The sequence below is a fragment of the Patulibacter medicamentivorans genome (genome assembly GCF_000240225.1).
Classification (GTDB): Bacteria; Actinomycetota; Thermoleophilia; order Solirubrobacterales; family Solirubrobacteraceae; genus Patulibacter; species Patulibacter medicamentivorans.
Genome location: NZ_AGUD01000205.1, coordinates 1 through 24,527 on the forward strand (window position 1 = coordinate 1; position 24,527 = coordinate 24,527).

Here is a 24,527-nt window from a genome sequence, read left to right on the forward strand (position 1 = left end):
GCGAGGCCCGGCGCGCGGAGGCGCGGCAGATGATGGCGGCGCGCGAGGCGGCGCTCGAGCGGATGGCGGAGCGCGAGCGCGCCCGCCAGAGCGGGTCGCGCGGGTCGCGCCGCGGCCGCCGCCGGCACTGAGCCGCCGGCGACCGCGTCCGGATCAGACCTGCCGCTGGTAGGCGCGGAAGGCGCGGTTGGTGACCCACAGGCAGGCCAGCGCCAGGACGACCAGGCCGCCGGCCCGGAGCCCGATCTCGCCCCAGTCGGCGCCGCCGCCGGCCGACAGGTCGACCGGCACGTCGAGGGTCGCGCTGCGGGCCGCCTCGATCCCCCAGTTGAGCGGGTTGAGGTCGGTCACCGTCTGCATCCAGTCCGGCATCAGCTGCTTCTGCTGGAACGAGGTCGAGAGGAAGGTCAGCGGCAGCATGAAGAAGTTCATGACCGCGATCACCGTCTCCTCCTTGCCGCTGGCCAGCGCCAGCGCGTAGGAGAGCGCCGCGACCGCCACCGCCAGCAGCACCGCCACCAGCAGCAGGACCAGGATCCCGATCACCCCGCCCGGGAACGACGCGCCCAGCAGCAACGCCAGGCCGACGATGATCAGCGACTGCACGATCACGGTCACGGCGCCCTGGGCGGTGCGGCCGATCAGCTGCGCCGAGCGGCTCGCGGGCGTCACCAGGAAGCGGTCGACGACCCCGGCCTGCATGTCGTTGAGCAGGCCCATCCCGGCCCAGCCGGCCGAGAAGAACGCGGTCATCACGATCACGCCGGGGGCGATGAACTGGGTGAAGTCGTCGCCGGCGAACCCGGGGATCTGGGTGACGCTCTTGAACAGCGCGCCGAACAGCACCAGCCAGACGATCGGCTGGATCAGGGTGACGGCGATCCACCACGGCTGCCGCCAGAGGCTGAGCAGGGCGCGGTAGGCGAAATGGCGGCTCTGGGCGAGGGTGGTGCTCATCGGGACTCCTCCGAGGCGGCGACGGGGGACGGGGCGGAGCGGGTCGCGTCGCGCCCGCCGCGGCCGGCCGGCGCGGCGGCTCCGGCCTGGTCGGCCGCGCTGAAGGCACGGCCGGTGCAGCGCAGGTAGACGTCGTCGAGCGACGGGCGCGAGAGCGTGATCGAGGCGACCGCCAGCTGCCGCGCCTCGAGCGCCTGCAGCACCTGCGGCGTCGCGCCGGCGCCGCGGTCGACCCGGGCGCGGATCGTCGGCCCGTCGACGGTGATCTCGCCGAGGCCGCCGGCGGCGTCGCGCAGCAGCGCCTCGACGTCGAGGCCCTCCGGCGCCGGCGCGGCCAGCTCGACGACGATCGCGTCGCCCCGCAGCTCGGCCTTCAGCGCCGCCGGGGTGCCCTTGGCCACGACCCGGCCGCGGTCGACGATCGCCAGCTCGGCGGCCAGCTGGTCGGCCTCCTCCAGGTAGTGGGTGGTGAGCAGGACGGTCATGCCGTCGTCGGCCAGCTCGCGCACGACCTGCCACAGGTCGGCGCGGATCTCGGGGTCGAGGCCGGTCGTCGGCTCGTCGAGGAAGAGCACCTGCGGGCGGTGCATCAGGGCGGTCGCGATGTCGACTCGCCGCTGCATGCCGCCCGAGTAGCCGCTGACGACCCGGTCCCTGGCGTCGTCCAGGCGCAGCCGGGTCAGCAGCTCGTCGGCGCGCTCGCGGGCCTCGGCCTTGCCCATCCCGTGGATCCGGCCCTGGAGGACGAGGTTCTCGCGGCCGGTCAGCGCCTTGTCGGTGCCGGACGCCTGCGAGACGACGCCGATCCGCCGCCGGACCGCGCCGGACTCGCGCAGGATGTCCGCGCCGGCGACCGTGGCGCTGCCGCCGGTCGGGGCGGCCAGCGTGGTGAGGATCTTCACGGTCGTCGACTTGCCGGCGCCGTTGGGGCCGAGCAGGCCGAAGACGGTCCCGGCCGGGACCTGCAGGTCGAGCCCGCGCAGGGCCTCGACGTCGCCGTAGCGCTTGATCAGGCCGCGGGCGTCGATCGCCAGCGGCCGGTCGGGGGCGCCGGGCGGCGCCGTGGTGGTCGTCGTGCTCACGACGGGGTGCTCCTGGTGTCGGGTCCGGCGTCCGGCTCGGGGCCGGCGGACGGGGTGACGGTAGAGGGGGTCCCGGGCGCGCCGTCCTCGGCGGCGCCGGCGGGGGAGGGGTTCGACTCCCGGGCGGCCGCCGCGGCGGCCCGGGCCTGGGCGCGGGCGCGGGCCCCGCGCGGGATGCCGGGGTCTGCGGCGCGGCGGTGGTCGGGGGTGCGGATCATCGCCTCGGGGGCGCACAGCTCCTCGATCCGGCCGTCGACCTCGTCGTGCCAGGCGACCGCGGCGGCGAGCTGCATCTCCCAGGCGCGGAAGGCCATCGCGGCGGTGACGGGAGCGCCCTGGGCGTCCTTGCGCTGGCGCAGGTGGACCAGATCCTCGTGCTGGCGGCGGAGTGCGGCCTGACGGACCCGCAGCAGCTCGCGCAGCTCGTCCGGGTCGCTGCCGGGGGCGGTGAAGATCAGCGCCAGCATCACCGAGGCATCGGGGATCGGCTGGCTGAGCGCGACCTCGCGCAGCCGCTCCAGCTCGTACAGGCCGGCCTCGGTCGGGGCGTAGACGGTGCGCGGCGGGCGGTTGCCCTCCTGCTCGGTGCGGACGGCGACGATCGAGCCGTCGTCGGCCAGCCGGCGCAGCGTGTTGTAGATCGCGCCGGTCGAGACCTCGGCCCACTCGCTGAGGTTGACGAGCTCGGCGACGCGCCGGATCTGGTGCCCGTGCATCGGCTCGCTGCGCAGCAGGGCGAGCACGACGAGCGTCGCGTGGTTCACTTTCACCCGAATAGTTCTAGCAAACTAATCTGAATGAAGTGATCGTCGCGCGCCGGGCGCGCCCGGCCAGTCAGCCTCGGCGATGCCCCCCGTGCGAGAAGTCGGCGTGCTCGGCGCCGCGGACCGGGGCCGGCTGCCGCGCCAGTCGGTCGACGGCACGCCGGACGTCCGTCAGCAGCAGCTCGCCGAGGTCGGCGCTGAAGCCGTTGCGGACGACGACCCGCAGCACGTGCAGGTCCTCGCGGTCGGGCGGGAAGGGGTAGGCGGGGACCAGCCAGCCGCGCTCCCGCAGCGCCGCCGAGACGTCGTAGACGCTGAAGGCCGTGACGTCGTCGGCCAGGGTCACCGCGAACACGGGCAGCTCGTCGCCGGCGGTCAGGGCCCGGAAGGCGCCGGTCCCCGCGAACCCCTTGGCCAGGTGGATCGCGGTCTCGCGGCAGCCCTGGTGGACCCGCCGGTAGCCGTCGATCCCCAGCCGCAGGAAGGTGAAGTACTGGGCCACCACCTGGGCGCCGGGGCGCGAGAAGTTGAGCGCGAAGGTCGGCATGTCGCCGCCGAGGTAGCTGACCCGGAAGACCAGCTCCTCGGGCAGCGCGTCGCGGTCGCGCCAGAGCGCCCAGCCGACGCCCGGGTAGACGAGCCCGAACTTGTGGCCCGAGGCGTTGATCGAGGCGACCCGCGGCAGCCGGAAGTCCCAGGCCAGCTCGGGATCCAGGAACGGGGCGACGAACCCGCCCGAGGCCGCGTCGACGTGCAGCGGCACGTCGAGCCCGGTCCGCTGCTGCAGGTCGTCGAGCGCGGCGGCGATCCCGGCGATCGGCTCGTAGCTGCCGTCGAAGGTCGATCCGAGGATCCCGACGACGCCGATCGTCCGCTCGTCGCAGGCGGCGGCGGCCTCGGCGGCTCCCAGGTGGAAGCGCTCGCCCTCCATCGGCACCAGCCGCGGCTCGACGTCCCAGTAGCGGGCGAACTTGTCCCAGCAGACCTGGACGTTGGCTCCCATCACGATGTTCGGCCGGTCGGTCGGCAGGCCGGCGTCGCGACGTCGCTGCTCCCAGCGGCGCTTGAGGGCCAGGCCGGCCAGCATCGCGGCCTCGCTGGAGCCGGTCGTCGAGCAGCCGACGGGGTCGCCGTCGGCGTCCGGCGCCGACCACAGCCGGGCCAGCATCGCCACGCAGCGGGCCTCCAGCTCCGCCGTCTGCGGGTACTCGTCCTTGTCGATCATGTTCTTCGACAGGCAGCGGGCCATCAGCTCGTCGGCCTCCGGCTCCATCCAGGTGGTGACGAAGGTCGCCAGGTTCAGCCGCGCGCTGCCGTCGAGCAGCAGCTCGTCCTCGACGATCCGCTGCGCCACCCGCGGGTCCATGCTGCCGTCGGGCAGCGCGTGGCGGGGGATGGCGCCGGGCTCGCGGGCGTAGAGCGGGTTGATCGCCAGGTCGGCCGAGCGGTCGGGGCGCGTGGCGGGGTGCAGGGGCATGCCTGCTCCCTACGGGACCGGCCGGCCGGGGTCAAGGGGCGTGGCGCCCTCGGCGCGGCGCGACGGTCGCCGTGGCTCAGTCGTCGGCGAGCAGCCGGTCGACGAAGCGCTCCGGCGCGGCGAGGAAGCTGCGGGTCAGGGCGACCGCCGGTGCGTCGTCGTAGGCCAGCTCGCGCAGGCCGTCCTCGTCGCAGCCGAGGATCCGGGCGCCGGGATAGGCGAGCAGCAGCGGCGAGTGGGTGGCGATCACGAACTGCGACCCCTCGCGGACGAGCTGGTGGATCCGCCGCAGCAGGGTCAGCTGGTTCTGGGCCGAGAGCGCCGCCTCGGGCTCGTCGAGGACGTAGAAGCCGTCGCCGCCGAAGCGGTTGCCGGCGATCGCCAGGAACGACTCGCCGTGGGACAGCTCGTGCAGCGAGACCCCGCCGTAGGGGCCCAGGACGTCGCCGGCGTAGGGCTCCTCGGCGATCCGGTCCAGCTCGGTGGCGACGGTGAAGACGCTCTCGGCCCGCAGGAAGAAGTCGGTCCGCGGCCGCCGGCCGCCGCGGACCAGCTGCAGGTGGTCGCCGAGTGGCGCGTGCGAGACGCGGGTGGACATCCGCATCTGGCTGCTCCCGCCCTCCGGGTTGAGGCCCGCCGCGACCGCGATCGCCTCGACCAGCGTCGACTTGCCCGAGCCGTTCTCGCCGACCAGGAACGTGACCTCGGGGTGCAGGTCGAGGCCGTCACCGCGCAGCGCCTGGACGGCCGGCACGGCGGCGGCGTAGCCGAGCAGGTCGTCGCCGGCGCCGTCGGGCAGCCGCACCGTCCGGACCAGCGGCTCGCTGCCGGAGGCCCGCTCGCGGATCCCGCGCAGGATCTCCCGTCGCTCGCGGGCGGACCGGTGGACCATGCCCGCAGGATCGCACGGGGACCGGCCCGCGCTGCGGGCAGGCAGTGGCCGACGCCGGGTGGGCGGGCATCCGTACCCTGTGTCGTTCCGCATGGCCGACCAGTCCAAGATCCGCAACTTCTCGATCATCGCCCACATCGATCACGGCAAGTCGACCCTGGCCGACCGGATCCTCGAGCTGACCGAGACCGTCGCCGACCGCGACATGCAGGACCAGCTGCTCGACTCGATGGAGCTCGAGCGCGAGCGGGGGATCACGATCAAGTCGCAGGCGGTGCGCGTGTACTTCGACGCCGACGACGGCGAGACGTACATGTTCCACCTGATCGACACGCCCGGGCACGTCGACTTCACCTACGAGGTGTCGCGCTCGCTGCAGGCCTGCGAGGGCGCGCTGCTGGTCGTCGACGCCTCGCAGGGCGTCGAGGCCCAGACGCTGGCCAACACCTACCTGGCGGTCGACGCGGGGCTGGAGATCATCCCCTGCCTGAACAAGATCGACCTGCCGGGCGCCGAGCCCGAGCGGGTCGGGGCCGAGGTCGCCGACCTCCTCGGCGAGGACGCCGACTCGATCCTGCGGATCTCGGGCAAGACCGGCGAGGGCGTCGAGGCGGTCCTCAACCAGCTCGTCAAGACGGTGCCGGCCCCGGGCGGCGACCGCGACGCGCCGGCCCGCGCCCTGATCTTCGACTCCGAGTTCGACCAGTACCGCGGCGTCGTCGCCTACATCCGCGTCGTCGACGGGGTCTTCAAGAAGGGCGACAAGATCACCGCGATGGCGGCCGGCACCGAGGCCGACGTCGACGAGCTGGGGATCTTCAGCCCGCAGATGGTGCCGATCAACGAGCTCGGCCCCGGCGAGGTCGGATACGTGATCACCGGCATCAAGGACGTGATGCTGCTGCGGGTCGGCGACACGATCACCCACCGCGCGCAGGTGCGCGGTCAGGGCGAGAAGCTGGTGCCGGCGCAGGAGCCGCTGCCCGGCTACCGCGAGATCAAGCCGATGGTCTTCTGCGGCCTGTTCCCGACCGACAACGCGCAGTACCCCGACATGCGCGACGCGCTCGAGAAGCTGTCGCTCAACGACGCCGCGCTGGCCTGGGAGCCGGAGACGTCCGACGCGCTCGGCTTCGGCTTCCGGATCGGCTTCCTCGGCCTGCTGCACATGGACATCGTCCGCGAGCGGCTGGAGCGCGAATACGACCTGGACCTGATCGCGACGATGCCGTCGGTCGGCTTCGAGCTGGAGCTGCACGACGGCACGATCCAGGAGATCCACAGCCCGTCGGCGTACCCGGATCCGACCTTCATCAAGGAGGTCCGCGAGCCGTACGTGAAGATCCACATCCTGACTCCGACCGAGTACGTCGGGACGACGATGGAGCTCTGCCAGGACAAGCGCGGCGAGCACCAGGGGATGCAGTACATCTCGGCCGACCGGGTCCAGCTGACCTACGACGTGCCGCTGGGCGAGATCGTCCTCGACTTCTTCGACCAGCTGAAGTCGCGGACCCGCGGCTACGCGTCCCTGGACTACGAGCCGATCGGCCTGCGCGCCAGCGACCTGGTCAAGCTCGACATCCTGCTCTCGGGCGAGCCGGTCGACGCGCTCTCGCTGCTGGTGCACCGCACCAAGGCCCAGGAGATGGGCAAGAAGTTCACCGAGAAGCTCAAGGAGAAGATCCCGCGGCAGATGTTCGACGTGCCGATCCAGGCCGCGATCGGCGGCCGGATCCTGGCGCGCGAGACGGTCAAGGCGTACCGCAAGGACGTCACCGCCAAGCTCTACGGCGGCGACATCTCCCGCAAGCGCAAGCTGCTGGAGAAGCAGAAGGCCGGCAAGAAGCGGATGAAGCAGGTCGGCCGGGTCGAGGTGCCGCAGGAGGCGTTCCTGGCGGTGCTGGAGCTGGGCGACGACAAGTAGCGCCGGGGTGGCCGCTGGCGGCTGGGCGATCGCGCCGGGCCCACCCGCCCGGCGCGATCGAGCGCGGCGTCGCGCTCAGCGCCTCAGCGTCCACTCCTGGCCGGCGAAGCAGTAGTCGAACTCGATCCTGCCGGTCCCCAGCAGCGGCGAGCGGTCCTCGACGACGAGCTTGCCGGTGGCGGTCGAGCCGCTGATCCGGCCGTCGAACTTCAGCTTCTGGAAGCCGTAGCCCTTGGTCGCCTCCCAGGCGAAGCGGCCGTCGCCGCCGACGGTCGGATCGGGATCGTCGGCGACCATCGCGTAGGTGACGAACTTCTGCTTGCCCGAGCGGGTGCAGTAGAGGCTGATCGAGCCGTTGAAGTTCGTGACCTTGCCGCCGCTGACCACCATCACCTGGCCGCCGGAGCCGCGGTAGGTGCCGTCGACGCCACCACCGCCGGAGGGCTTCGAGCCGCCGCCGGCCTTGGCCACGCGGACCACCACCGTCCTGGTCGTCGTCCGCGTCCGGCCGCCGGCGGCCTTCAGCGCCGCGCTCAGGCGCAGCGACAGGCGGCGCTTGCGCGTGAGGGTCCGGCGGGCCGCGCTCGACAGCCGCAGCGTCACCTGGCGCTCGCCGCCGGCGGCCACCTGGACCTTGGCCGACGCGACCGTCCGGCGGCCGCTGAGGGCGCGCACCGTGCCGCCGATCGGCTGCCGGTAGGGGTTGGCCACGGTCACCGCCACGGCGCCCTTGCGGCTCGCGGTCGCCGCGCCGGGCAGGCGGACGACCGGTCCGGCGGCGGGGACCGCCGGCGCTCCGTCGCCCGGCTGGCCGGAGCCGCCGGGGTCGGGCGTTCCACCCGGGTCGTCGCCCGGGGCCGGACGACCGTGATCGGGATCCTGGGTCTGGTCGCCGAAGCCGTCGCCGTCGGCGTCGGGCTCGATCTCCAGCTCGAGTCCGACGTAGCCCTGGCGGGTGCTGCCGCCGGTCGCGCCCGCGCCGTCGGCCGCGGCCGGGGTCCAGATCCGCACCAGGTCGGCGTCGCTCGGGAAGGCGGCCGGGACGAACGCGACGCTGGCGCCCGCCAAGTCGACGCCGATCAGCTGGCCGGCCCGCACCGGCAGGCGGGTGGCGTTGGCGATCGAGCCGGTGACCGGGGCCCAGTCGCCGGCGCCGGGGCCGCCGAGCACGCGCAGCCGCGCCTGTCCGCCGGCGGTCGCGCCGTCCAGCCGCCAGCTGGTCACGACGCCCTGGGCCGGCGTGCCGAGGATGTCCGCGAGGCCCTGGTTGGCGTAGCGCTCCTGGGCCACGGTGCAGGTGGTGGCGCACTCGACGGCGTCGGTCGCGGGAAAGCCCGAGGCCGAGCCCCAGCGGTACGAGGCGTCGGCCGTGGCCGGGATCGCCAGGGCCGCGACGAGCGCCAGGCCGAGCGGGCGCGCTGAGCGGGACAGGGGGAGGGTCATGCTGGGACCGTAGGTCCGGCCCGCGTCGGCCGAATTGGGGGCCTTCCCGGAACAGACCCCCAAGATTCGGCGAGCGGCCCCCCGCCGGCTCTGCCACGATGCCGACGCATGAGGGGGATGTGGGTCCTCGTCGCCGCCGTGGCGACGCTCGTGGTCGTGGCGCCGGTCGCGCCGTCGCGCGCGGCACCGCCGACGCGGGAGCAGAGCTGCCTGACGCTCCACCTGACCCAGCCGCTGACCTGGCGCAATCCCGAGTCCGGCGCCACCGCCGGGCTGCCGCCGGGCGTCGCGCGACGGCTGCCGCGGACGCTGCTGCTCGGCGGCGGCGGGGCCGAGGCGTTCAACGCCCGCTACGACTACGCGACCCGCGACGGGGACCTCTACTTCCGCACCCGCAAGCGCGGCGCCACGCCGGCCGGCCCGTGGGGCGCGGTGGTCCTGCCGGCCTGCTTCGCCGGGCGGATCGCCTCGATCGACGCCGATCGCGACTGGCTGCTGGTCGTCACCGAGGACCGCGAGGTCCTCACCACCTCGCGCGCCGACGCCGGACCGGAGCGGTTCGACTGGTCGATGCGCTGGGGGCCGATCCTCGGCTTCGGCGAGCGGCTGCGGCTGCCGGCCGACACGATCGCCTGGAGCGCGTCGTCGACCACCGGCGCCTACCGCTTCCGCGACGCCACCGGCGGCCTGCGCAACACCGCCGGCGCGGGCACGCTCTACGAGCTGCGGGCCGGCGGACAGCGGATCACCTACGACGACCCGTGGCTGCCGACCGACGGCAGCTACGAGCTCTGCGGCCCCCGCGAGGGTCGCTTCCGCGCCGCCGGGATCGCGGCCGGCGGCGCCACCGTGATGGTGATCGGCGAGCACGGCGAGCTGTACACCCGGACCTTCGACTTCGACCTCTCGGGGGCCAACACGCTGCTGCTGAAGTACGGCTACGGCGACGCGACCCCGGCGAGCGCGATCCGGCTGCCGCGGGCCGGCTGGCGCGCCCAGCCGCCGATCGACCGGCCGCTGACCTCGGCGATCTCGGTCGTCGTCACCGGGCTCGACGAGCCGCAGCGGCTGCTGCGGGTCGCGGGCCGCAACCGCGCCGGCCACACCGGCGTCTGGCAGAAGCGGATCGACGCGGCGCGCTGGAACTGGGTCCGCAGCGACGAGCCGCTGCCGGGCCGGCCGCTCTCCGACGATCGCCGTCCGGCGCCGCTCGGCGCGCCCGCGACCGCCGCCTACCGCGCCCGGATCGGCGACGTCGAGGTCGAGGTCCCGGACCTGTCGGTCGCCTGCTCGCCCGCCACCCTGCGCCTGCGCGCGCCCTCCGGCGCCACGCTCGAGCTGCCGCTGCACCTGGTCGAGGCGATCCGCCAGGCGACCCGCGGCCCCGGGCTCGACGCGACGCCGCGCGGCTACCTGGGGCAGATCGAGGTCCCGGCGGCCGTCCGCGCGTCCGCGGCGGCCCGCGACCCGGCGCTGCGCGCGGTGCTCGACGGACCGCTCGGCGGCCGCCGCTTCACCAACGCGCCGGCGCTGGCGACAGCCACCGCCCTGCGATTCCCGCGGCAGTGCTGGAGCCTCGGCCGCGACGGCCACCCGCCGCCGCCCCGCAGCCTCCAGGAGCTGCTGAGCGACGTCCTCGACCTGGGGATGCCGGTCAACCTGCTGACCGGCGGCCCCGACCACGCCGCGCCGACGCCGCTGACCGGCTGCTGAGCGGGCCTAGATCCCGCCGGCCGACGCCACCCCGGTCGCCACGACCGTCCGCGCCCCGGTCGCCAGGTCCATCCGCACCAGCTCGCCGGTCGGGGTGATCGTCAGGGCCGCGGCCCCGGCGTCGACCCCGCTGATCGGCTGCTCGCCGACCGGCAGCGCCAGCCACCGAACCTTGCGCTTGCGGGTGTCGACGGTCCCGATCGAGACCGGGCCCTTGGCGATCAGCTTGCCCTTCCGCTCGCTGAACCGCTGGGTGCTCGCCAGGACGACGGCGCCGTTCGGCCCGATCCCGGTCGCGGTCAGCAGCCAGCCCTTCGGCCGCCGGATCAGCAGCCGCGACTTGCGGGTCTTCGCGCTCAGCGAGCGCAGGGTCGAGCGCCCGTCCTGGATCCGCGAGTAGACGACCCGTCCGCCGGCCCAGGTCGGGGCGAAGCTGACGCGGTCGTTGGTCAGGGCCCGGCGCTTGGTGCGCGTGCTCGCGCGGACGCTGAAGATGTCGATCCCGCCGCCGCGGGCGTTGCGGTCGACCAGCACCGAGCCGCCGCCCGGGGCGAGCGCCAGCTGCGAGACGGTCGTCGTGCCGACGTTCGTCCGGGCGCCGTCGGCCAGCCGCACCACCACGACCCGCCGGCTGCTGGTCTGGGCCGCGACCGTCGAGCCGTCGGGAGAGACCACCGCCTGGCGCGCGCACGACGGGGTCGCGCCGACCCCGCCGGCCAGCAGCCGGGTCGGCCCGCCGGCGGCCGGCGCGGCCACCAGCGACTTGTCGTCGGGGGCGAAGAAGACCACCGTCTGGCCGTCGGGGGTCAGCACCGGGCAGCGGCCGAAGCCGACCAGCCGCGGCGGCTTGCGATCGGCCGGCGTCGGGTTCAGGACCAGGATCGCGCCGTCCGACGACCGCTGGATCACGGTCGCGGCGTCGGCCGGGACGGTCGCCAGCAGCGTTCCGGCCGCGGCGGCCGCGACCACGATGAGCGGCCGTACGCGGCCTGCTGCGAGCGGCCGCCGGGCGGCGTTGCGGACTCCCCTCCGAACGAACATCGCCGGAGCCTCGCACACCGCCGCGAACGACGTGCCGCCGGCCGCGGTCGCCGCTGGGCGGCGCCGGGCCGGCGGCGGGCGGTCCCGCTGCGGGCGCGCGAAGATGTCGTCATGGACCTGGAGCTGACCGGAGAGACCATCGTCGTGACCGGGGCGACGAGCGGGATCGGGGCGGCGGTCACGCGGCGCCTGGCGGAGGAGGGCGCGCACGTGCTGCTGGTCGCCCGCGACGAGCAGCGCCTGCGGGCGGCGGTCGCCGGCCTGCCCGGCGGTCCTCACGCGTTCGCGGCCGTCGACGTGGGCGACCTCGACGCCGGCGAGCGGATCGTCGCGGCGGCGCTGGCCGAGCTGGGCCGGCTGGACGCGGTCGTGATGGCCGCCGGCGCCAGCCGCCGTGCCCGCCCGGAGGAGCTGACCGAGGCCGACTGGGAGCAGCAGTGGCGCCTGAACGTGCTGGCGCCGCAGCGGCTGCTGCTGGCGGCCAGCGACGCGCTGGTGTCGGCGCCGCGCGGCGGCCGCGCGGTCCTCGTGTCGTCCTCGTCGGGCAAGCGCCCGTCGCCGGGCAACATGGCCTACGGGGTCACCAAGTCTGCGCAGCTGGCGCTCTCGCGGGCCTGGGCCGACCATCTGGCGCCGCGCGGGGTGCGGGTCAACGCGGTCGCCCCGGGGCCGATCGACGGCGAGATGTGGCTGCAGCCGGGCGGGCTCGCCGACCAGGCGGCGGCCGCCGCCGGCGTGACCCGCGAGCAGGCGCTGGAGAGCGCCCGCGCCCGCGTGCCGCTGCGTCGCTTCGGCACCCCCGACGAGATCGCCGACGCGATCGTGCTGCTGGCCTCGCACCGGGCCGGCTTCACCGCCGGTGCCGCCTGGTCGGTCGACGGCGGCTCGGTGCCGTTCTACCTGTAGCTCGGCGGGACGGGCCGGCCGGCGCGACGTTTCGGACCCTGAGCGACCGGAACGTCCCAAGGGGTAGACCGGCGCGGTGGGACCGCGTCGGTCGATGTGACGTTCCGGACCCTGGGCGACCGAAACGTCCCAACGGCGTCCGCCGCCCTCAGCCGTCCGTCGCCGTCAGCCGCCCACCGCCCTCAGCCCGCGGCCGGGACCTTGATCAGCCGCTGGACCCGGGTGGTCCCGCTCGGCACCGTGAAGCGGATCCGCAGCTGCGGCCCCGGGGTCGGGTTGCCCTTCTGCGCGGCGACCTTGACGACCTGGCCGGTGGCCCCGCGCGGCAGCCCCTTGAGCCCGAGCGTGAACCGCCCGCCGCTCGGCGCGACGATCGCGCGCTGCCGCGCCAGCGCGGTGGCGCTCAGCTTCTGGCCGACGGTCAGCGACCCGCTGCCCTTGCCGTAGGTCGGGATCCGCAGCTCGGCGGTGACCGTCCCCGGCCGGCTGTTGCGGATCGTGTAGGTGGTGCGGATCGCGGCGGTGCTGATCCGGTGCGAGACCGTCAGGCCCAGGCGGCTCGCGGAGTCGGTGCCCGAGACGGTCAGCGTCCCCGACAGCGTTCGCGAGGCGTTGCGGTTGGCGGCGGGCACCTTCAGGGCCGACTCGCTCTTGCGCGGCTTGCCCGGCTCGGTCTCGATCAGGGTGCTGGCGCCGGAGCGCAGGGTCAGGCCGAGGCTGCCGGGGCCGCTGCCACCGATCCCCGTCAGCGGCCGGGCGGCGCCGTCGAGCAGCCGCGCGGGCTCGAGTCCGCCGACTCGCATCGGCGACCAGGGGGCGAGGATCGCGGTCGACAGCCGCGGCGTCGTGACCGCCAGCCGGCCGAGGTCGGCGTCGTGGCTGACGGCCGCCGGCAGCGCGCTGCCCGTCCCGCCGGCGAGCCCGCGGTCGGCCAGCTCGGCCAGGGTCGAGGCGAAGCGGGCGGTCCCGGTCAGCCCGTCGAAGCTGTCGCTGACCAGGTTGCTGCCGGTCATCCCGAAGGAGGCGGCCGGCAGGATCACCGAGCGCGACTCGGCGGCGCGCTGCTGGTAGTGCGCGACCGCCTGGTGCAGCAGCCAGCGCGCGGTCTCGGCCTGCTCCGGCAGCCAGCCGGCCGAGGCCGAGCCGCTGGCGCCGGCGACGAACCCGCGCAGGGCCAGCAACCAGTACTGCGTCAGGTGCAGCCGCTGGACGCCCTTGCCGGAGTCCCAGTTGAGGTAGCCGGCGTTGGTCCAGTTGCCGTAGGCGATCCGGCGCGTCCAGTCGCGCAGCAGCCGCCGCTCGCCGGCCGACAGCGGCGCCATCCCGGCCTGCAGCGCCTGGTCGTAGTAGGCCAGGGCCCCGTAGGCGATGTTGGCGTACTCGGCGGTGTCGGAGCGGTTGGTCGAGGTGCTCGGCGGCCGGTTCGGCAGGTAGTGGAAGCCGAGGCCGCTGGCCAGGTTCGTGTCGCCCTTCGGGTAGGCGGTCTTGCGGGCACGGGCGAGGAACCACTGCAGCTGGGCCCGGTAGTCCTCGCGCAGCAGCGTCGGGTCGCCGGTGACGGTCGCGTCGGCGGCGTAGACGTCGGCGTTCCAGTTGATCTGGTTCAGCAGCCGGCTGGGGGAGCGCCAGAACGGCGAGCGGGCGACGGCCGAGACGCGGTCCCGGATCAGGGCCTGGACCTCGGGCGAGAGGTGCGCCGCGGTCCGCGCCCGCCAGGCGGCGGCCAGCGCCCGCATCACGACCGCGTCGAGCGACTGGTGCATCGTGTTGACGTTGCCCGAGGCGTCCGCGAAGCCCGGGGCGTGGGTGGTCACGCTGTGGCCCGCCTCCGGGGCCTGCGTCACCTTGCCCTCGAGCGTCGCGACGTACATCGGCCCGGTCAGCAGCCGCACCAGCGGCTCGATCCGGTCGTCGTGGCGTCCGCCGCCGGCGCTCGGGCGGTCGCCGATCGCGGCGTAGGCGTGGACCAGCAGCATCTCGGCGTTGAGCCGGGCCCGCGGCACCCCGTTGACCACGTAGGCGCCGGCGCTCGAGCTCCACTGCCCGTCGATCGGCGCGACCACGGCGTCGGCGACCGACCACAGGTCGGCGGGGGCGGCGCCCTGCAGCTGCTGCTCGGCCGGGACCACCGGATCGGCGGCCGAGGCGAGCGGGCTCAGCAGCGCCGGGCCGATCGGGACGGCCAGGGCGGCGGTCGCGAGCAGCGCGGGTCGCAGGTGTCGGACGGACCGGGACGGGGACACGAGCCGGATGGTGGCGGATCCGAGTGCCGTCGTGCGGAAGTCGAGGTCGGATCGGGGAAACCCCTGGGGTGCCGCGGGCCGCGCTCCCCGACGACCGCGGGGTCGTCGCCGCCGCGGGTCTCGGGCACGGCCGCGGCGCCGGATAGCATCGCCGCGCCCGGACCGCCGACCGCGACCAGCGGTCGCCGACCGGCCTCCGACCGCCGTTCCCCCGAACCGAGGACCAGCCAGCGTGGCCGACAGCACCGCCCCGGTGGGCAAGCAGTACCCGCCGCTCACCTACGTCGTCGGGCGCGAGAAGATCCGCGAGTACGCCCGTGCGGTGGGGGAGACCGATCCCCTGTACCTGGACCTCGCCGCCGCGCGCGCCGCCGGTCACGCCGACCTGGTGGCGCCGCCGATGTTCGTGGTCGTCTACGCGTCCGAGCCGCTCGGCCGGGCGATGTTCGACCCCGAGGTCGGGATCGACTTCCCGCGGCTCGTCCACGGCGGCCAGGAGTTCCGCTGGGAGCGCCCGCTGATCGCCGGCGAGGAGGTCACGACGGTCGTGACGCTGGACGAGGTCCGCCAGCTGGAGTCGGCCAACCTGACCTACTACGTCTTCGGCCACCGCTCGACGGTCGCCGGCGAGCTGGTCTCGACCGGCGTCTGGACCAACATCGTGCGAGGAGCAGCCTGATGAGCGAGACCCCGACCCCGCCCGTCCGCTTCGAGGCGGGCAGCGAGCTGCCCGAGCTGACGATCACCCCCGACCGCTACGCGACCGTCCGCTACGCCGGCGCCTCGGGCGACTTCAACCCGATCCACATCGACGAGGACTTCGCCAAGCAGGTCGGACTGCCCGGCCGGATCCTGCACGGCCTCTGGACGATGGCCCAGGTCGCCCGCGCCCAGACCGAGGCGGCGCGCGCGGCCGGGCTCGAGGGCCCGTCGGCGCTGCTGCGGCTGAAGGTCGAGTTCCGCGGGATGGGCGTCCCCGAGCAGGAGGTCCTCGTCTCCTCGACGGTCGACGCGGTCGAGGACGGCGTCGCGACCGTCAAGGCGACCGCCAAGCAGGGCAGCACCCGGATCGTCCGCAACGGCGTGGCCGAGCTGCGGGTCGGCTAGCCGCCGAAAGGCGAGCTACCAGCCGCCCTGGAAGGGCGTCTCGTCCGGGACCTCGGCCGTCGGCAGCTGCTCGGGCTCGGCGTCCGGCCCGGTCGGGCGGTCGACGGCCTCGGCCGCTCGCGCCAGCTCCCGCTCGCGCTCGATCGCCTCGTTCAGCTCGGCGCCGGCCAGCAGCGCCACGCTCGTCAGCCACAGCCAGACGACGACCAGGATCGCCCCGGTGAAGGCGCCGTAGAGGGCGCTGGCGCCGGAGACGTTCGAGAAGTACTGGGAGAACGCGTAGCTGACCAGCAGCCACAGCAGCACCCCGGCCAGCGCCCCCGGCGTCACCAGGTGGAACGCGCGGTGCTTGACGTCGGGGGTGATGTAGTAGATCAGCGAGAAGCCGAGCATCGCGCTGAACAACGCCGCCGGCCAGCGGACGATCGACCAGATCGTCCGCGCGCTCTCGTCGAGGCCGATGTAGCCGAGCAGGTCGTCGGCCAGCCCGCCGCCGACGACGATGAAGACGCCGGTCGCCAGCGCCAGCGTCATCAGCACGAAGGTGAAGCCGACGTCGAGCGTCTTGCGGTGCAGGAAGCTGCGCCCGCTCTCGACGCGGAAGACGACGTTCAGCGCCCGCCGCGCGGACTCCAGCACGCCGGTGGTGCCGTAGAGCGCGACGACGACGCTGATCACCAGGCCGGTCGCCGCGCCGCCCTTGTTGTTGAGGGCGTTGTGGAGCGACGTGTCGATCGGCACGACGACCGACCGCGGGGCGACGTCGCGCAGGTAGTCCATGATCGTGTCGTAGGTCTCCGGGTACTGCCCGATCAGGCCCAGCAGCGAGATCGCCAGCAGCAGCGTCGGGAACAGCGACATCAGCCCGTAGTAGGTCAGGGCCGCGGCATGCTGCGTCATCTGGTCGTTGTAGAACGCGATGACGGTGCGCTTGAGGATGGCGACGAGGCGGCGCATCGAACCCGGGCAGCTTGGCGGATGGATGGATACGCCGTCGGCCGGATGTCGGCGCGCCAACGCCGTGGCGCGGCCTCAGGGCCGCAGCAGCAGCGCCCCGACCAGCGCCACGACCGCCGACGGCGCCAGCAGCTGGGCCGCGAACGCGGCCGGTCCGGCGGCGTCGGTCAGCAGCCGCCGGCCCTCGACGGCGTCGATCCCGCCGCGCCACAGCAGCCAGATCAACGCGACCGCGGCCAGCAGCCCCAGCGCCCGGGGAAGGTCCTGGTGGTCGATCCGCGAGGGCAGCAGGCCGATGCTGGCGCTGAGCGCGATCAGCAGCCAGATCGCGACCCCGACCGAGAGCCCGTCGTCGACCAGCTGCCGGGCCAGCCGCTGCGGGTCGTCGCCGACGGCGACGCCCGGCACCAGCGCGCAGCCTGCGACGTAGACGACCAGCGGCACCAGCACCAGCGGCGCCAGCCCGATCGCCGCGCGGCCGATCGGCCCGCCCAGCAGCGGCAGGCGCGAGGCGCGGTAGCGGACCTCGCCGAGCAGCACCCCGCCGTCGGCCATCGGCCGCGGCCGGAACGGCACGAACCGCTCGACCGACCCCAGCAGCGCGGTCGCGGTGACCGCGTGGGCGCTCTCGTGCAGCGCCACGCCGGGGGCGAGGAGGCCCCACGTCAGCCAGCGGCGCGGCGCCGGCCCGTGGGCCGCGCGCGCCACCAGCCGGTCGAGCACGCGCCGGCCCAGGACGTAGACGCAGACCAGCTCGACGGCCAGCAGGGCGAAGACGATCATCGAGCCGCGGACCATCGCAGGCCCGCCCCAACGCCGGATCAACGGCGGCGAACGATCGCCGCAGCCGACCGCGCCGGCGACGCCCGGCGCTACGGTGTCGCCGCGGCTTCCGCGTTCCTGCCCGTCCCCCCGATCGAGGTGCCCTGCCATGTCCCGCGCGCCCCTGACCACCGTCATCGCCCGCCCGCTCCTGAGCGCCGGCTTCATCACCGGCGGCTGGCGCACGCTGCGCGACCCCGCCGGGCTGACGGCCGTCGCCCGCGATGCCGGCGTCCCGTTCCCCGAGGTCGCCGTGCCCGCCACCTCGGCGGCGATGGTCGGCGGCGGCGTGGCGCTCAGCCTCGGGATCGCCCCGATCGCCGGCGCCGCGACCCTGACCGCCTGCCTGGCCGCCGCGACCTACGGCGTCCACCCGTTCTGGCGGATGGAGGACCCGCAGGCCCGGACGGTCCACCGCACCGCGCTGGTGACGAACCTCGCCGTCGGCGCCGGCCTGCTGCTGGCCGCCGCCGAGGCCCGTGCTCGCCGCTGAGCCCGCGAGCGGCCCGGCGGCGATGGGAAACGCTCGAACCCTCGGTACGATCGGGGTTCGGATGCTCTCGCCCCGCCAGGAGCTGATCCTCCAGAAGGTCGTCACCCGCTTCGGGGAGACCGGCCTGCCGGTCGGCAGCAAGCTGCTGTCGGCCGACCCGGACCTGGGGTTCGGCCCGTCGACGATCCGCAACGAGCTGGCCCAGCTCGAGGAGCACGGGCTGCTGAACCATCCCCACACGTCGGCCGGCCGAGTCCCGACGGACGCCGGCCACCGCTACTTCGTCGACCACCTGCTGCCGACCGTCGACGGCGGCGATCGGGTCCACCTGGAGCTGGTCCAGCGCGAGGTCGACGAGGCGATGCGGATGACGAGCGAGACGCTCTCCGCCGTCACCGACCTGCTCGCCGTCGTCACCGCGCCGCCGGTCACGACCGCCACGATCCGGCACGTCGAGGTGCTGCTGCTGCAGCCGCGGACCGTGATGGTGGTGGTGATCACCTCGGCCGGCGAGGTCGCCAAGCGGATCGTCGCGTTCCCCGACGCCGTCGACTCCGGCCTCGCGTCGTGGGCGAAGGAGTACCTCAACGACCGCCTGGCCGGGATCGGCCTCGGGGCGCGGATGCTGCGGGCGCGGCTGGAGGATCCGGGCCTGGGCGCCAGCGAGCTGCGCTTCCTCGAGGCGCTGCGCCCGGCCTTCGACGGGCTCGGGGCGACCGGCGAGACGACCGGCAACGTCTACGTCTCCGGCGCCGCCCGCCTGATGCACGCGTCGCGCTCGGCCGAGGTCGCCCACCTCGACGCGCTGGTCGACGAGCTGGAGCGGCGCGCGACCCTGCTGCACCTGCTGCGCCACGCGCTCCAGAGCCCCGACGTGACCGTCCGGATCGGTGCCGAGAATCCGCTGCCCGCGCTGCGCTCGCTGGCCGTCGTGGCCGCGGGCTACGGCCCGCCGCAGCGGCGGCTGGGCAGCGTCTCGGTGATCGGCCCCGTCCGCATGGACTACCCGCGCGCGATCCGCTCCGTGCGCGACGTCGCCTTCCAGCTGTCCCGTTACGTCGAGGATCTGTACGACAACGCATGAGCCAGACCGTTCCCCGCGATCCCTACGAGGTCCTCGGCGTCGACCGCGACGCCGACGAGACGCAGATCAAGAAGGCGTTCCGTCGGCTGGCGCGGACCCTCCATCCCGACGTCAACCCCGACGACCCCGAGGCGCAGGAGCGGTTCCGCGAGGTCGCCGAGGCGAACGAGATCCTCTCCGACCCCGAGAAGCGCTCGACCTACGACCGCTACGGCCACGACGGCCTGCGACAGCGGGGGATGGGCCCGAGCTTCGAGGGCTTCGGGTCGCTCTCGGACCTCTTCGGCGCGGTCTTCGGGCAGGCGTTCGGCGGCGCCGGTGGCGGCGGCCGCCCCGGCCCGCGGCCGGGCGGCGACGTCGCGGTCGAGACGACGCTCGACCTGGCCCAGGCGCTGACCGGCACCAAGGTCGAGGTCGAGGTCGAGATCGTCGCCCGCTGCGGCACCTGCGACGGGCGTCGGGCGGCACCGGGATCGAAGCTGTCGACCTGCTCGCGCTGCGGTGGCCACGGCGTCCTCGACCAGGTCAGCCGGACCCCCTTCGGCGACATGGTCCGCCGGGTCACCTGCGACGTCTGCCAGGGCCAGGGCCAGGTGCCCGAGCAGCCGTGCCCGGACTGCCGCGGCCGCGGGATGAAGCCGACCGCGCGGACCCTGACCGTCGACGTGCCGGCCGGGATCGCCGACGGCCAGCGGATCCGGCTGGCCGGCCGCGGTCACCAGGGCGAGCCGGGCGCGCCGGACGGCGACCTCTACGTCGTGGTCGGCGTCCGCCCCCACGAGCGGTTCGTGCGCGACGGCGACGACCTGGTGACGGTGATCCCGGTCCCCGCCCCGCGGGCGGCGCTCGGCCACCGCGTGACGGTCGACGCGCTCGACGAGCCGCTCGACGTCGAGGTCCCTGCGGGCACCCAGCCCGGCACCACGATCACGCTCCGCGGCCGCGGGATGCCGCGCGTCGGCGGCGGCCGTCGCGGCGACCTCCACGTGGTCGTCGACGTCGTGATCCCGCGCCACCTCGACGCCCGCCAGAAGCAACTGCTCGAGGAGCTGGCCGACTCGATCCAGGATCGCCAGCTGCACGACGACGAGTCGGTCGTCGGCCGGTTGCGGCGCCTCTGGCGGCACAAGCACTGATGATCCGGCTGGCGTTCCGGGTCCGCCGCGCGGACGCCGAGCTGGTGCTGGCCGAGATCGTCGAGCTGGCGCCCTCCGGCGTCGAGGAGCGCGACCTCGGCGACACGATCGAGTACGCGGTCTACGGGACGCCGGGCGAGCTGCCGACGCTGCCGGCGTTCCGGGCCGCGATCGGCGGGGCCCTGGTCGAGGTGGCCTCCGAGGAGGTCGCCGACGACTGGGCCGACCGCTGGCGGGCCTTCCACCAGCCGGTCCTGATCGCCGAGCGGCTGCACGTGCGTCCGCCGTGGGCGCCGCCGCACGGGGACCCGTCGGTCCTCGAGCTGGTGGTCGACCCGGGCCGGGCCTTCGGCACCGGCGGCCACGGCACCACGCGGCTCTGCCTGGAGCTGCTGGTGGGACTGGCCGGCGAGGACCCCCAACCGGTCGCGACCGGTTCCGACCGCCGGCCGGGCGCGATCGGCCGCGCCCCGGTCCTCGACCTCGGCTGCGGCTCCGGCGTGCTGGCGGTGGCGGCCGCCCAGCTCGGCTGGGGACCGGTCCACGGCGTCGACCACGAGCGGGCCTCGGTCGAGGCGACGCTGGAGAACGCGGCCGTCAACGGCGTGACCGTGACGGCCGATCGCTTCGACCTGCTGCGCGACGGCGCGTCGACGATCCCGGGCCCCGCCGCCGGCGCGGCCGACGCGCTGGTGCTGGCCAACCTGCTGCGCCCGCTGCTGCTGCGGGTGGCCGCCGACGGCTTCGTCGACGGCGACGGCGCCGTCACGGTCCCGGCGGCGCTGATCGCGTCCGGGCTGCTGGTCGCCGAGGCCGACGGCGTCGCCGCCGCGTTCGGGCGGCTGGGCCTGGTCGAGGCCGACCGCCGCGACGACGGCGAGTGGGCGGCGCTGCTGCTGCGCCGCGGCTGAGGCCGCGGCGAGGCCTCGCTCAGCCCCCGAGGATCCGCGCCTTCTGCTGCTCGAACTCGGCGTCGGTCAGGACGCCGGACGCCCGCAGCTCGCCAAGCTTGCGCAGCTGCTCGATCGGGTCCGCCGCAGGCGCGGGAGCGCTCGCCGGCGGCGCGACCGGGGCCGGCTGGCCGATCCCGCTGCCGTCCGCCCCGAACGCGTCGCCGAACTGGGCGACGATCGTGCGCGCGCCCTCCGACCCGTCGACGCCGCCGACGTAGGCGAACGTCGACGGGTCGCCGGCGTCGTAGTAGACCGGGTAGCGGCCGCCGATCCGCGGGATCGCGACCCGCGAGACCGTCGCCGTCTTCACGCCCTCGAACGCGGGCGAGCCGTCGAGCGGCTCGATCCGGAACGTCAGCCGGACCCGCGGGTTGTCGTTGATCGTCATCCCCGTGTCGGCCACGTCGACGACCGTTCCGACGGCGCGGGCGCCGCTCTCCATCAGCGCCTGCGCCTGGCGGCGCTTCTTCCCCCCGAACATGGCGCGAGCATACGCGGCCGCGGCGCGCCCGTCACCCGTCCCGCGCCACCCCGGCGCGGTCACGGAGTCGAACCCGCCGCCCGCGCGTGAAGGGTCTGTCATCGCGGTGTGATCCGTCCGGGTGGGGCGTATGATCGAAAGGCATGAACCGCCCTGCGGCTGCCCTCCCGAGGCACCGTCCCGCCGACCGATTCGGCGGGACGCACCGCGGCGCACGACACCCGGAGGGACTCTCCTGAGGCGACGGCTGGAAGTGCCGTACGAGGTTGCCGTACAGCTCAGCGATGCCGGCGAGGCCGGCTTGCGCGCGCTCGAGGAGCACGTCGATTGCGACGTCTTCCTGCGCGGCAACCAGCTGACGCTCGACGGCGAGGCGGAGGCGGTCCAGCGTGCTGCGACCGTCGTCCGCGAGCTCACCACCCTGGCCGAGCGCGGCCACCGGCTCGAGGCGGGGACCATCCCCGCCGTGGGCAGCGCGCTCGCGGCCGCTCAGCGACCGACCGAGATGCTGGACGACGTCGTCTGGCAGCACAACGACGTCCGCGTGGCGCCGAAGACCGCGCTGCAGAAGCACTACGTCGACGCCATCCGGGCCAACACGGTCACGTTCGGGATCGGCCCGGCCGGCACCGGCAAGACCTTCCTGGCGGTCGCGGCGGCTGCCGCCGCGCTCGCCAGGCACGAGGTCAAGCGGATCATCCTGACCCGTCCGGCGGTCGAGGCGGGCGAGCGCCTGGGCTTCCTCCCCGGCGACCTGATGCAGAAGATCGACCCGTACCTGCGGCCGCTCTTCGACGCGCTCCACGACATGCTCGACCCCGAGCGGGTGACGGCCTACCTGGAGAGCGGCGTGATCGAGGTCGCGCCGCTGGCGTTCATGCGCGGTCGCACGCTCAACGACGCCTTCATCATCCTCGACGAGGCGCAGAACACCACGCCGGAGCAGATGAAGATGTTCCTGACGCGACTGGGCTACCGGTCGAAGATGGTCATCACCGGCGACATCACCCAGGTCGACCTGCCGAAGGAGCAGCGCTCCGGGCTGGTCGCGGTCGCCGAGGTGCTGGACGAGGTCGACAGCGTCGAGTTCGTCCGCTTCAAGCGCGACGACGTCGTCCGCAACAAGCTGGTGCAGCGGATCGTCGACGCCTACGACGCCCACGCCGAGGCCCAGGCGCCGGAGCTGCACCCGGCGCGCGCGGTCGAGCGGCGCGGCGAGCGTCGCCGCGCGTGAGCGACCAGGGACCGCCGGAGCCGGCCGGCTCCGGCGGGTCGTCGGCGATCGAGATCGAGCTGGAGCTGGACGAGGTCGGCGGGCGGGCGCCCGCGGGCCTGCCGACCGGCGAGGACCTGCGGCGGCTGGTCGAGACGGCGGCGGCCGCCGCCGGGGTCGTCGACGGCCACGTCGCGATCTCGATCGTCGGCGAGCAGACGATCCACCAGCTCAACCGCGAGCACCGCGACAAGGACAAGCCGACCGACGTGCTGTCGTTCCCGATCGACGGCGCCGGCCCCGCCGTCGGCGCCCGCGAGCTGGGCGACGTCGTGATCTGCCCCGAGCACACCATCGACCTGCGCGAGGCCGTCGTCCACGGCGTCCTGCACCTCGTCGGCTTCGACCACGAGACCGACAGCGGCGAGATGCTGGCCGTCCAGGCCCAGATCCTGGAGTGGGCGCCGGCGCCGGGCTAGGCGGGGCGGGCCACGGCGGGCGCGCGGCCCCTGCGACAATCGGCCGGTGGACGAGTCCCCCGACAGCCCCGCGGACGACCAGGAGCTCGGCGTCGAGATCCCGATCCCGACCGGGGAGCCACTCGTCGACCTCGATTCGATCACGACCCGCTCGGGGTTCGTGGCCTTCGCCGGGCGGCCGAACGCCGGCAAGTCGACGCTGACCAACGCGCTGGTCGGCGCCAAGGTCGCGATCACGTCCGACAAGCCCCAGACCACGCGCCGCGCGATCCGCGGCGTGCTGACCCGGGACGACGCGCAGCTGGTGCTCGTCGACCTGCCCGGGGTCCAGCGGCCGCTCGACTCGCTGACCGGCCGGATGCAGAAGCGGGTCCAGTCCGAGATGCGCGACGCCGACATCGCGTTGATGGTGATCAACGGCGAGGAGGGCGTCGGCCCGGGCGACCGCTACATCGCCAGCCAGCTGCGAGACCTGCACGTCCCGGTCGTGATCGCCGTCAACAAGGTCGACCGCCTGCATCGGCCCGCGACCGTCTCGGTGCTGGTGGCGGCCGCCGAGCTCGAGGTCAGCGAGGACGTCTTCCCGATTTCGGCCCGCACCGGCAAGGGCGTCCAGCCGCTGCTCGACCACCTGGTCACGCTGCTGCCGCGAGGCCCGTTCTACTTCCCGATCGACGAGCACTCCGATCAGCCCCAGCACGTCCTGCTGGCCGAGCTGATCCGCGAGCAGGTGCTGCGCCGGACGTTCCAGGAGGTCCCGCACGCGGTCGAGGTCGCGATCGAGGAGCTCGACCGCCCGCGGGCGGACCTGACGGTGATCGTGGCCAACGCCTGGGTCGAGTCGCCGTCCCAGAAGGGGATCCTGATCGGCGCCGGCGGCCGGATGATCCGCAACGTCGGCACGGCCGCCCGCAAGGAGCTCGAGCGCGAGCTGGGGACCAAGGTCCACCTGGACCTGCAGGTCAAGGTCCGGCGCAACTGGCGCAGCGACGACAGCGCGCTCGACCGGCTCGAGATCGACTAGCGGCGAGCGCGCTCGGCGGCGTCCGACGCGCGGGCCGCCTCGACCAGCGACGCGAGCGCGGTCCGGTTGCGCACGCCGACCTTGTCGAAGACGGTCGAGAGGATCCGCTCGACGGTCTTCTCGCTGACGAACAGGCGCTCGGCGATCTGGCGGTTGCTGCAGCCCGAGCGGACGAGGTCCGCGACCTGCCGCTCGCGGTCGGTCAGCGCCGCCGGTCCGGAGGCGGCTCCGGTGCGCGCGCGGGTCCGGCGGCGACCGAGGCGACGCAGCTCGCGGTTGGGGCTCGCCGCCCAGCCGTGCGCCCCGACCGCGGCCAGGCCGTCGGCCGCCCGC

24 protein-coding genes are annotated in these 24,527 nt (G+C 74.6%); 12 read left to right on the forward strand and 12 right to left on the reverse strand.

Annotated features, from left to right (window positions below; genetic code table 11):
- Positions 1-153: 153 nt before the first annotated feature.
- The 5 genes from PAI11_RS12985 to PAI11_RS13005 all read right to left on the reverse strand — a co-directional run bounded on the left by PAI11_RS12985 (position 154) and on the right by PAI11_RS13005 (position 5,172).
- Positions 154-957, reverse strand: coding sequence for an ABC transporter permease (locus tag PAI11_RS12985; RefSeq protein ID WP_007575400.1), 804 nt, complete (start codon positions 955-957; stop codon positions 154-156).
- Positions 954-2,039, reverse strand: a complete 1,086-nt coding sequence (locus PAI11_RS12990; RefSeq protein WP_007575402.1) for an ATP-binding cassette domain-containing protein — start codon at positions 2,037-2,039, stop codon at positions 954-956. The genes PAI11_RS12985 and PAI11_RS12990 overlap by 4 nt, the downstream gene beginning before the upstream one ends.
- Positions 2,036-2,809: a PadR family transcriptional regulator gene (locus PAI11_RS12995; protein WP_138974290.1), complete on the reverse strand. Its 774-nt coding sequence runs from the start codon at positions 2,807-2,809 to the stop codon at positions 2,036-2,038. Before PAI11_RS12995 ends, PAI11_RS12990 begins: the two co-directional genes overlap by 4 nt.
- Positions 2,810-2,873: 64 nt before the next feature.
- Positions 2,874-4,280: a glutamate decarboxylase gene (gene gad, locus PAI11_RS13000; RefSeq protein WP_007575406.1), complete on the reverse strand. Its 1,407-nt coding sequence runs from the start codon at positions 4,278-4,280 to the stop codon at positions 2,874-2,876.
- Positions 4,281-4,356: 76 nt separating this feature from the next.
- Positions 4,357-5,172 carry an AAA family ATPase gene (locus tag PAI11_RS13005; protein WP_007575407.1) on the reverse strand — a complete coding sequence of 272 codons (816 nt, stop codon included), beginning with the start codon at positions 5,170-5,172 and terminating at the stop codon, positions 4,357-4,359.
- Between the two features lie 91 nt (positions 5,173-5,263).
- On the opposite strand from PAI11_RS13005, the gene lepA reads away from it, so the two are divergent.
- Positions 5,264-7,099, forward strand: a complete 1,836-nt coding sequence (gene lepA, locus PAI11_RS13010) for a translation elongation factor 4 (RefSeq protein ID WP_007575409.1) — start codon at positions 5,264-5,266, stop codon at positions 7,097-7,099.
- Positions 7,100-7,174: 75 nt separating this feature from the next.
- Here lepA and PAI11_RS13015 read toward each other — a convergent pair whose 3' ends face one another.
- The gene (locus PAI11_RS13015) at positions 7,175-8,542 is read right to left on the reverse strand and encodes a hypothetical protein (RefSeq protein WP_007575411.1); all 1,368 of its coding nucleotides are present in this window, start codon (positions 8,540-8,542) and stop codon (positions 7,175-7,177) included.
- Between the two features lie 108 nt (positions 8,543-8,650).
- On the opposite strand from PAI11_RS13015, the gene PAI11_RS13020 reads away from it, so the two are divergent.
- On the forward strand, positions 8,651-10,255 hold the full coding sequence (locus PAI11_RS13020) for a hypothetical protein (RefSeq protein ID WP_138974291.1): 1,605 nt from the start codon (positions 8,651-8,653) through the stop codon (positions 10,253-10,255).
- Between the two features lie 6 nt (positions 10,256-10,261).
- Here PAI11_RS13020 and PAI11_RS13025 read toward each other — a convergent pair whose 3' ends face one another.
- Entirely contained in the window at positions 10,262-11,224 is a 963-nt protein-coding gene (locus PAI11_RS13025) for a TolB-like translocation protein (protein ID WP_007575416.1), read from the reverse strand.
- A 183-nt stretch (positions 11,225-11,407) separates the two neighbouring features.
- Here PAI11_RS13025 and PAI11_RS13030 point away from each other — a divergent pair, with 183 nt between their 5' ends.
- Positions 11,408-12,202, forward strand: coding sequence for an SDR family NAD(P)-dependent oxidoreductase (locus tag PAI11_RS13030; protein ID WP_007575417.1), 795 nt, complete (start codon positions 11,408-11,410; stop codon positions 12,200-12,202).
- A gap of 182 nt (positions 12,203-12,384) precedes the next feature.
- Here the strand turns inward: PAI11_RS13030 and PAI11_RS13035 are convergent, their stop codons facing one another.
- Positions 12,385-14,445: a hypothetical protein gene (locus PAI11_RS13035; protein ID WP_007575420.1), complete on the reverse strand. Its 2,061-nt coding sequence runs from the start codon at positions 14,443-14,445 to the stop codon at positions 12,385-12,387.
- A gap of 232 nt (positions 14,446-14,677) precedes the next feature.
- Between PAI11_RS13035 and PAI11_RS13040 the strand changes: the two genes are divergently transcribed.
- Both PAI11_RS13040 and PAI11_RS13045 read left to right on the forward strand, forming a co-directional pair.
- Positions 14,678-15,124 carry an FAS1-like dehydratase domain-containing protein gene (locus PAI11_RS13040; protein WP_007575422.1) on the forward strand — a complete coding sequence of 149 codons (447 nt, stop codon included), beginning with the start codon at positions 14,678-14,680 and terminating at the stop codon, positions 15,122-15,124.
- Positions 15,124-15,552, forward strand: coding sequence for a MaoC/PaaZ C-terminal domain-containing protein (locus tag PAI11_RS13045; RefSeq protein ID WP_007575425.1), 429 nt, complete (start codon positions 15,124-15,126; stop codon positions 15,550-15,552). The genes PAI11_RS13040 and PAI11_RS13045 overlap by 1 nt, the downstream gene beginning before the upstream one ends.
- A 15-nt stretch (positions 15,553-15,567) precedes the next feature.
- Here PAI11_RS13045 and PAI11_RS13050 read toward each other — a convergent pair whose 3' ends face one another.
- Positions 15,568-16,509 (reverse strand): YihY/virulence factor BrkB family protein, encoded by a 942-nt coding sequence (locus tag PAI11_RS13050; protein WP_007575427.1) that lies wholly within the window; start codon positions 16,507-16,509, stop codon positions 15,568-15,570.
- A gap of 75 nt (positions 16,510-16,584) precedes the next feature.
- The gene (locus PAI11_RS13055) at positions 16,585-17,292 is read right to left on the reverse strand and encodes a hypothetical protein (RefSeq protein WP_007575429.1); all 708 of its coding nucleotides are present in this window, start codon (positions 17,290-17,292) and stop codon (positions 16,585-16,587) included.
- Positions 17,293-17,440: 148 nt separating this feature from the next.
- Here PAI11_RS13055 and PAI11_RS13060 point away from each other — a divergent pair, with 148 nt between their 5' ends.
- The 4 genes from PAI11_RS13060 to PAI11_RS13075 all read left to right on the forward strand — a co-directional run bounded on the left by PAI11_RS13060 (position 17,441) and on the right by PAI11_RS13075 (position 20,955).
- The gene (locus PAI11_RS13060) at positions 17,441-17,824 is read left to right on the forward strand and encodes a DoxX family protein (protein ID WP_007575431.1); all 384 of its coding nucleotides are present in this window, start codon (positions 17,441-17,443) and stop codon (positions 17,822-17,824) included.
- Positions 17,825-17,885: 61 nt separating this feature from the next.
- Positions 17,886-18,908, forward strand: a complete 1,023-nt coding sequence (gene hrcA, locus PAI11_RS13065; RefSeq protein ID WP_007575433.1) for a heat-inducible transcriptional repressor HrcA — start codon at positions 17,886-17,888, stop codon at positions 18,906-18,908.
- On the forward strand, positions 18,905-20,044 hold the full coding sequence (gene dnaJ / locus PAI11_RS13070) for a molecular chaperone DnaJ (RefSeq protein ID WP_007575435.1): 1,140 nt from the start codon (positions 18,905-18,907) through the stop codon (positions 20,042-20,044). The genes hrcA and dnaJ overlap by 4 nt, the downstream gene beginning before the upstream one ends.
- Complete coding sequence (locus PAI11_RS13075; protein ID WP_007575437.1) at positions 20,044-20,955, forward strand: 50S ribosomal protein L11 methyltransferase; 912 nt, start codon at positions 20,044-20,046, stop codon at positions 20,953-20,955. Before dnaJ ends, PAI11_RS13075 begins: the two co-directional genes overlap by 1 nt.
- Before the next feature lie 19 nt (positions 20,956-20,974).
- Here PAI11_RS13075 and PAI11_RS25495 read toward each other — a convergent pair whose 3' ends face one another.
- Entirely contained in the window at positions 20,975-21,478 is a 504-nt protein-coding gene (locus tag PAI11_RS25495; protein ID WP_007575439.1) for an SHOCT domain-containing protein, read from the reverse strand.
- Positions 21,479-21,731: 253 nt separating this feature from the next.
- On the opposite strand from PAI11_RS25495, the gene PAI11_RS13085 reads away from it, so the two are divergent.
- Genes PAI11_RS13085 through era form a run of 3 tightly spaced genes read left to right on the forward strand, consistent with a single transcriptional unit; the run spans position 21,732 to position 24,194 of the window.
- Entirely contained in the window at positions 21,732-22,712 is a 981-nt protein-coding gene (locus tag PAI11_RS13085) for a PhoH family protein (RefSeq protein WP_007575441.1), read from the forward strand.
- The gene (gene ybeY / locus PAI11_RS13090) at positions 22,709-23,170 is read left to right on the forward strand and encodes an rRNA maturation RNase YbeY (protein WP_007575443.1); all 462 of its coding nucleotides are present in this window, start codon (positions 22,709-22,711) and stop codon (positions 23,168-23,170) included. Before PAI11_RS13085 ends, ybeY begins: the two co-directional genes overlap by 4 nt.
- Positions 23,171-23,216: 46 nt before the next feature.
- Entirely contained in the window at positions 23,217-24,194 is a 978-nt protein-coding gene (era, locus tag PAI11_RS13095) for a GTPase Era (RefSeq protein WP_007575445.1), read from the forward strand.
- Here era and PAI11_RS24420 read toward each other — a convergent pair.
- A partial coding sequence (locus PAI11_RS24420) for a helix-turn-helix domain-containing protein (RefSeq protein ID WP_138974293.1) occupies positions 24,191-24,527 on the reverse strand: 337 nt, incomplete at its 5' end. The genes era and PAI11_RS24420 overlap by 4 nt on opposite strands.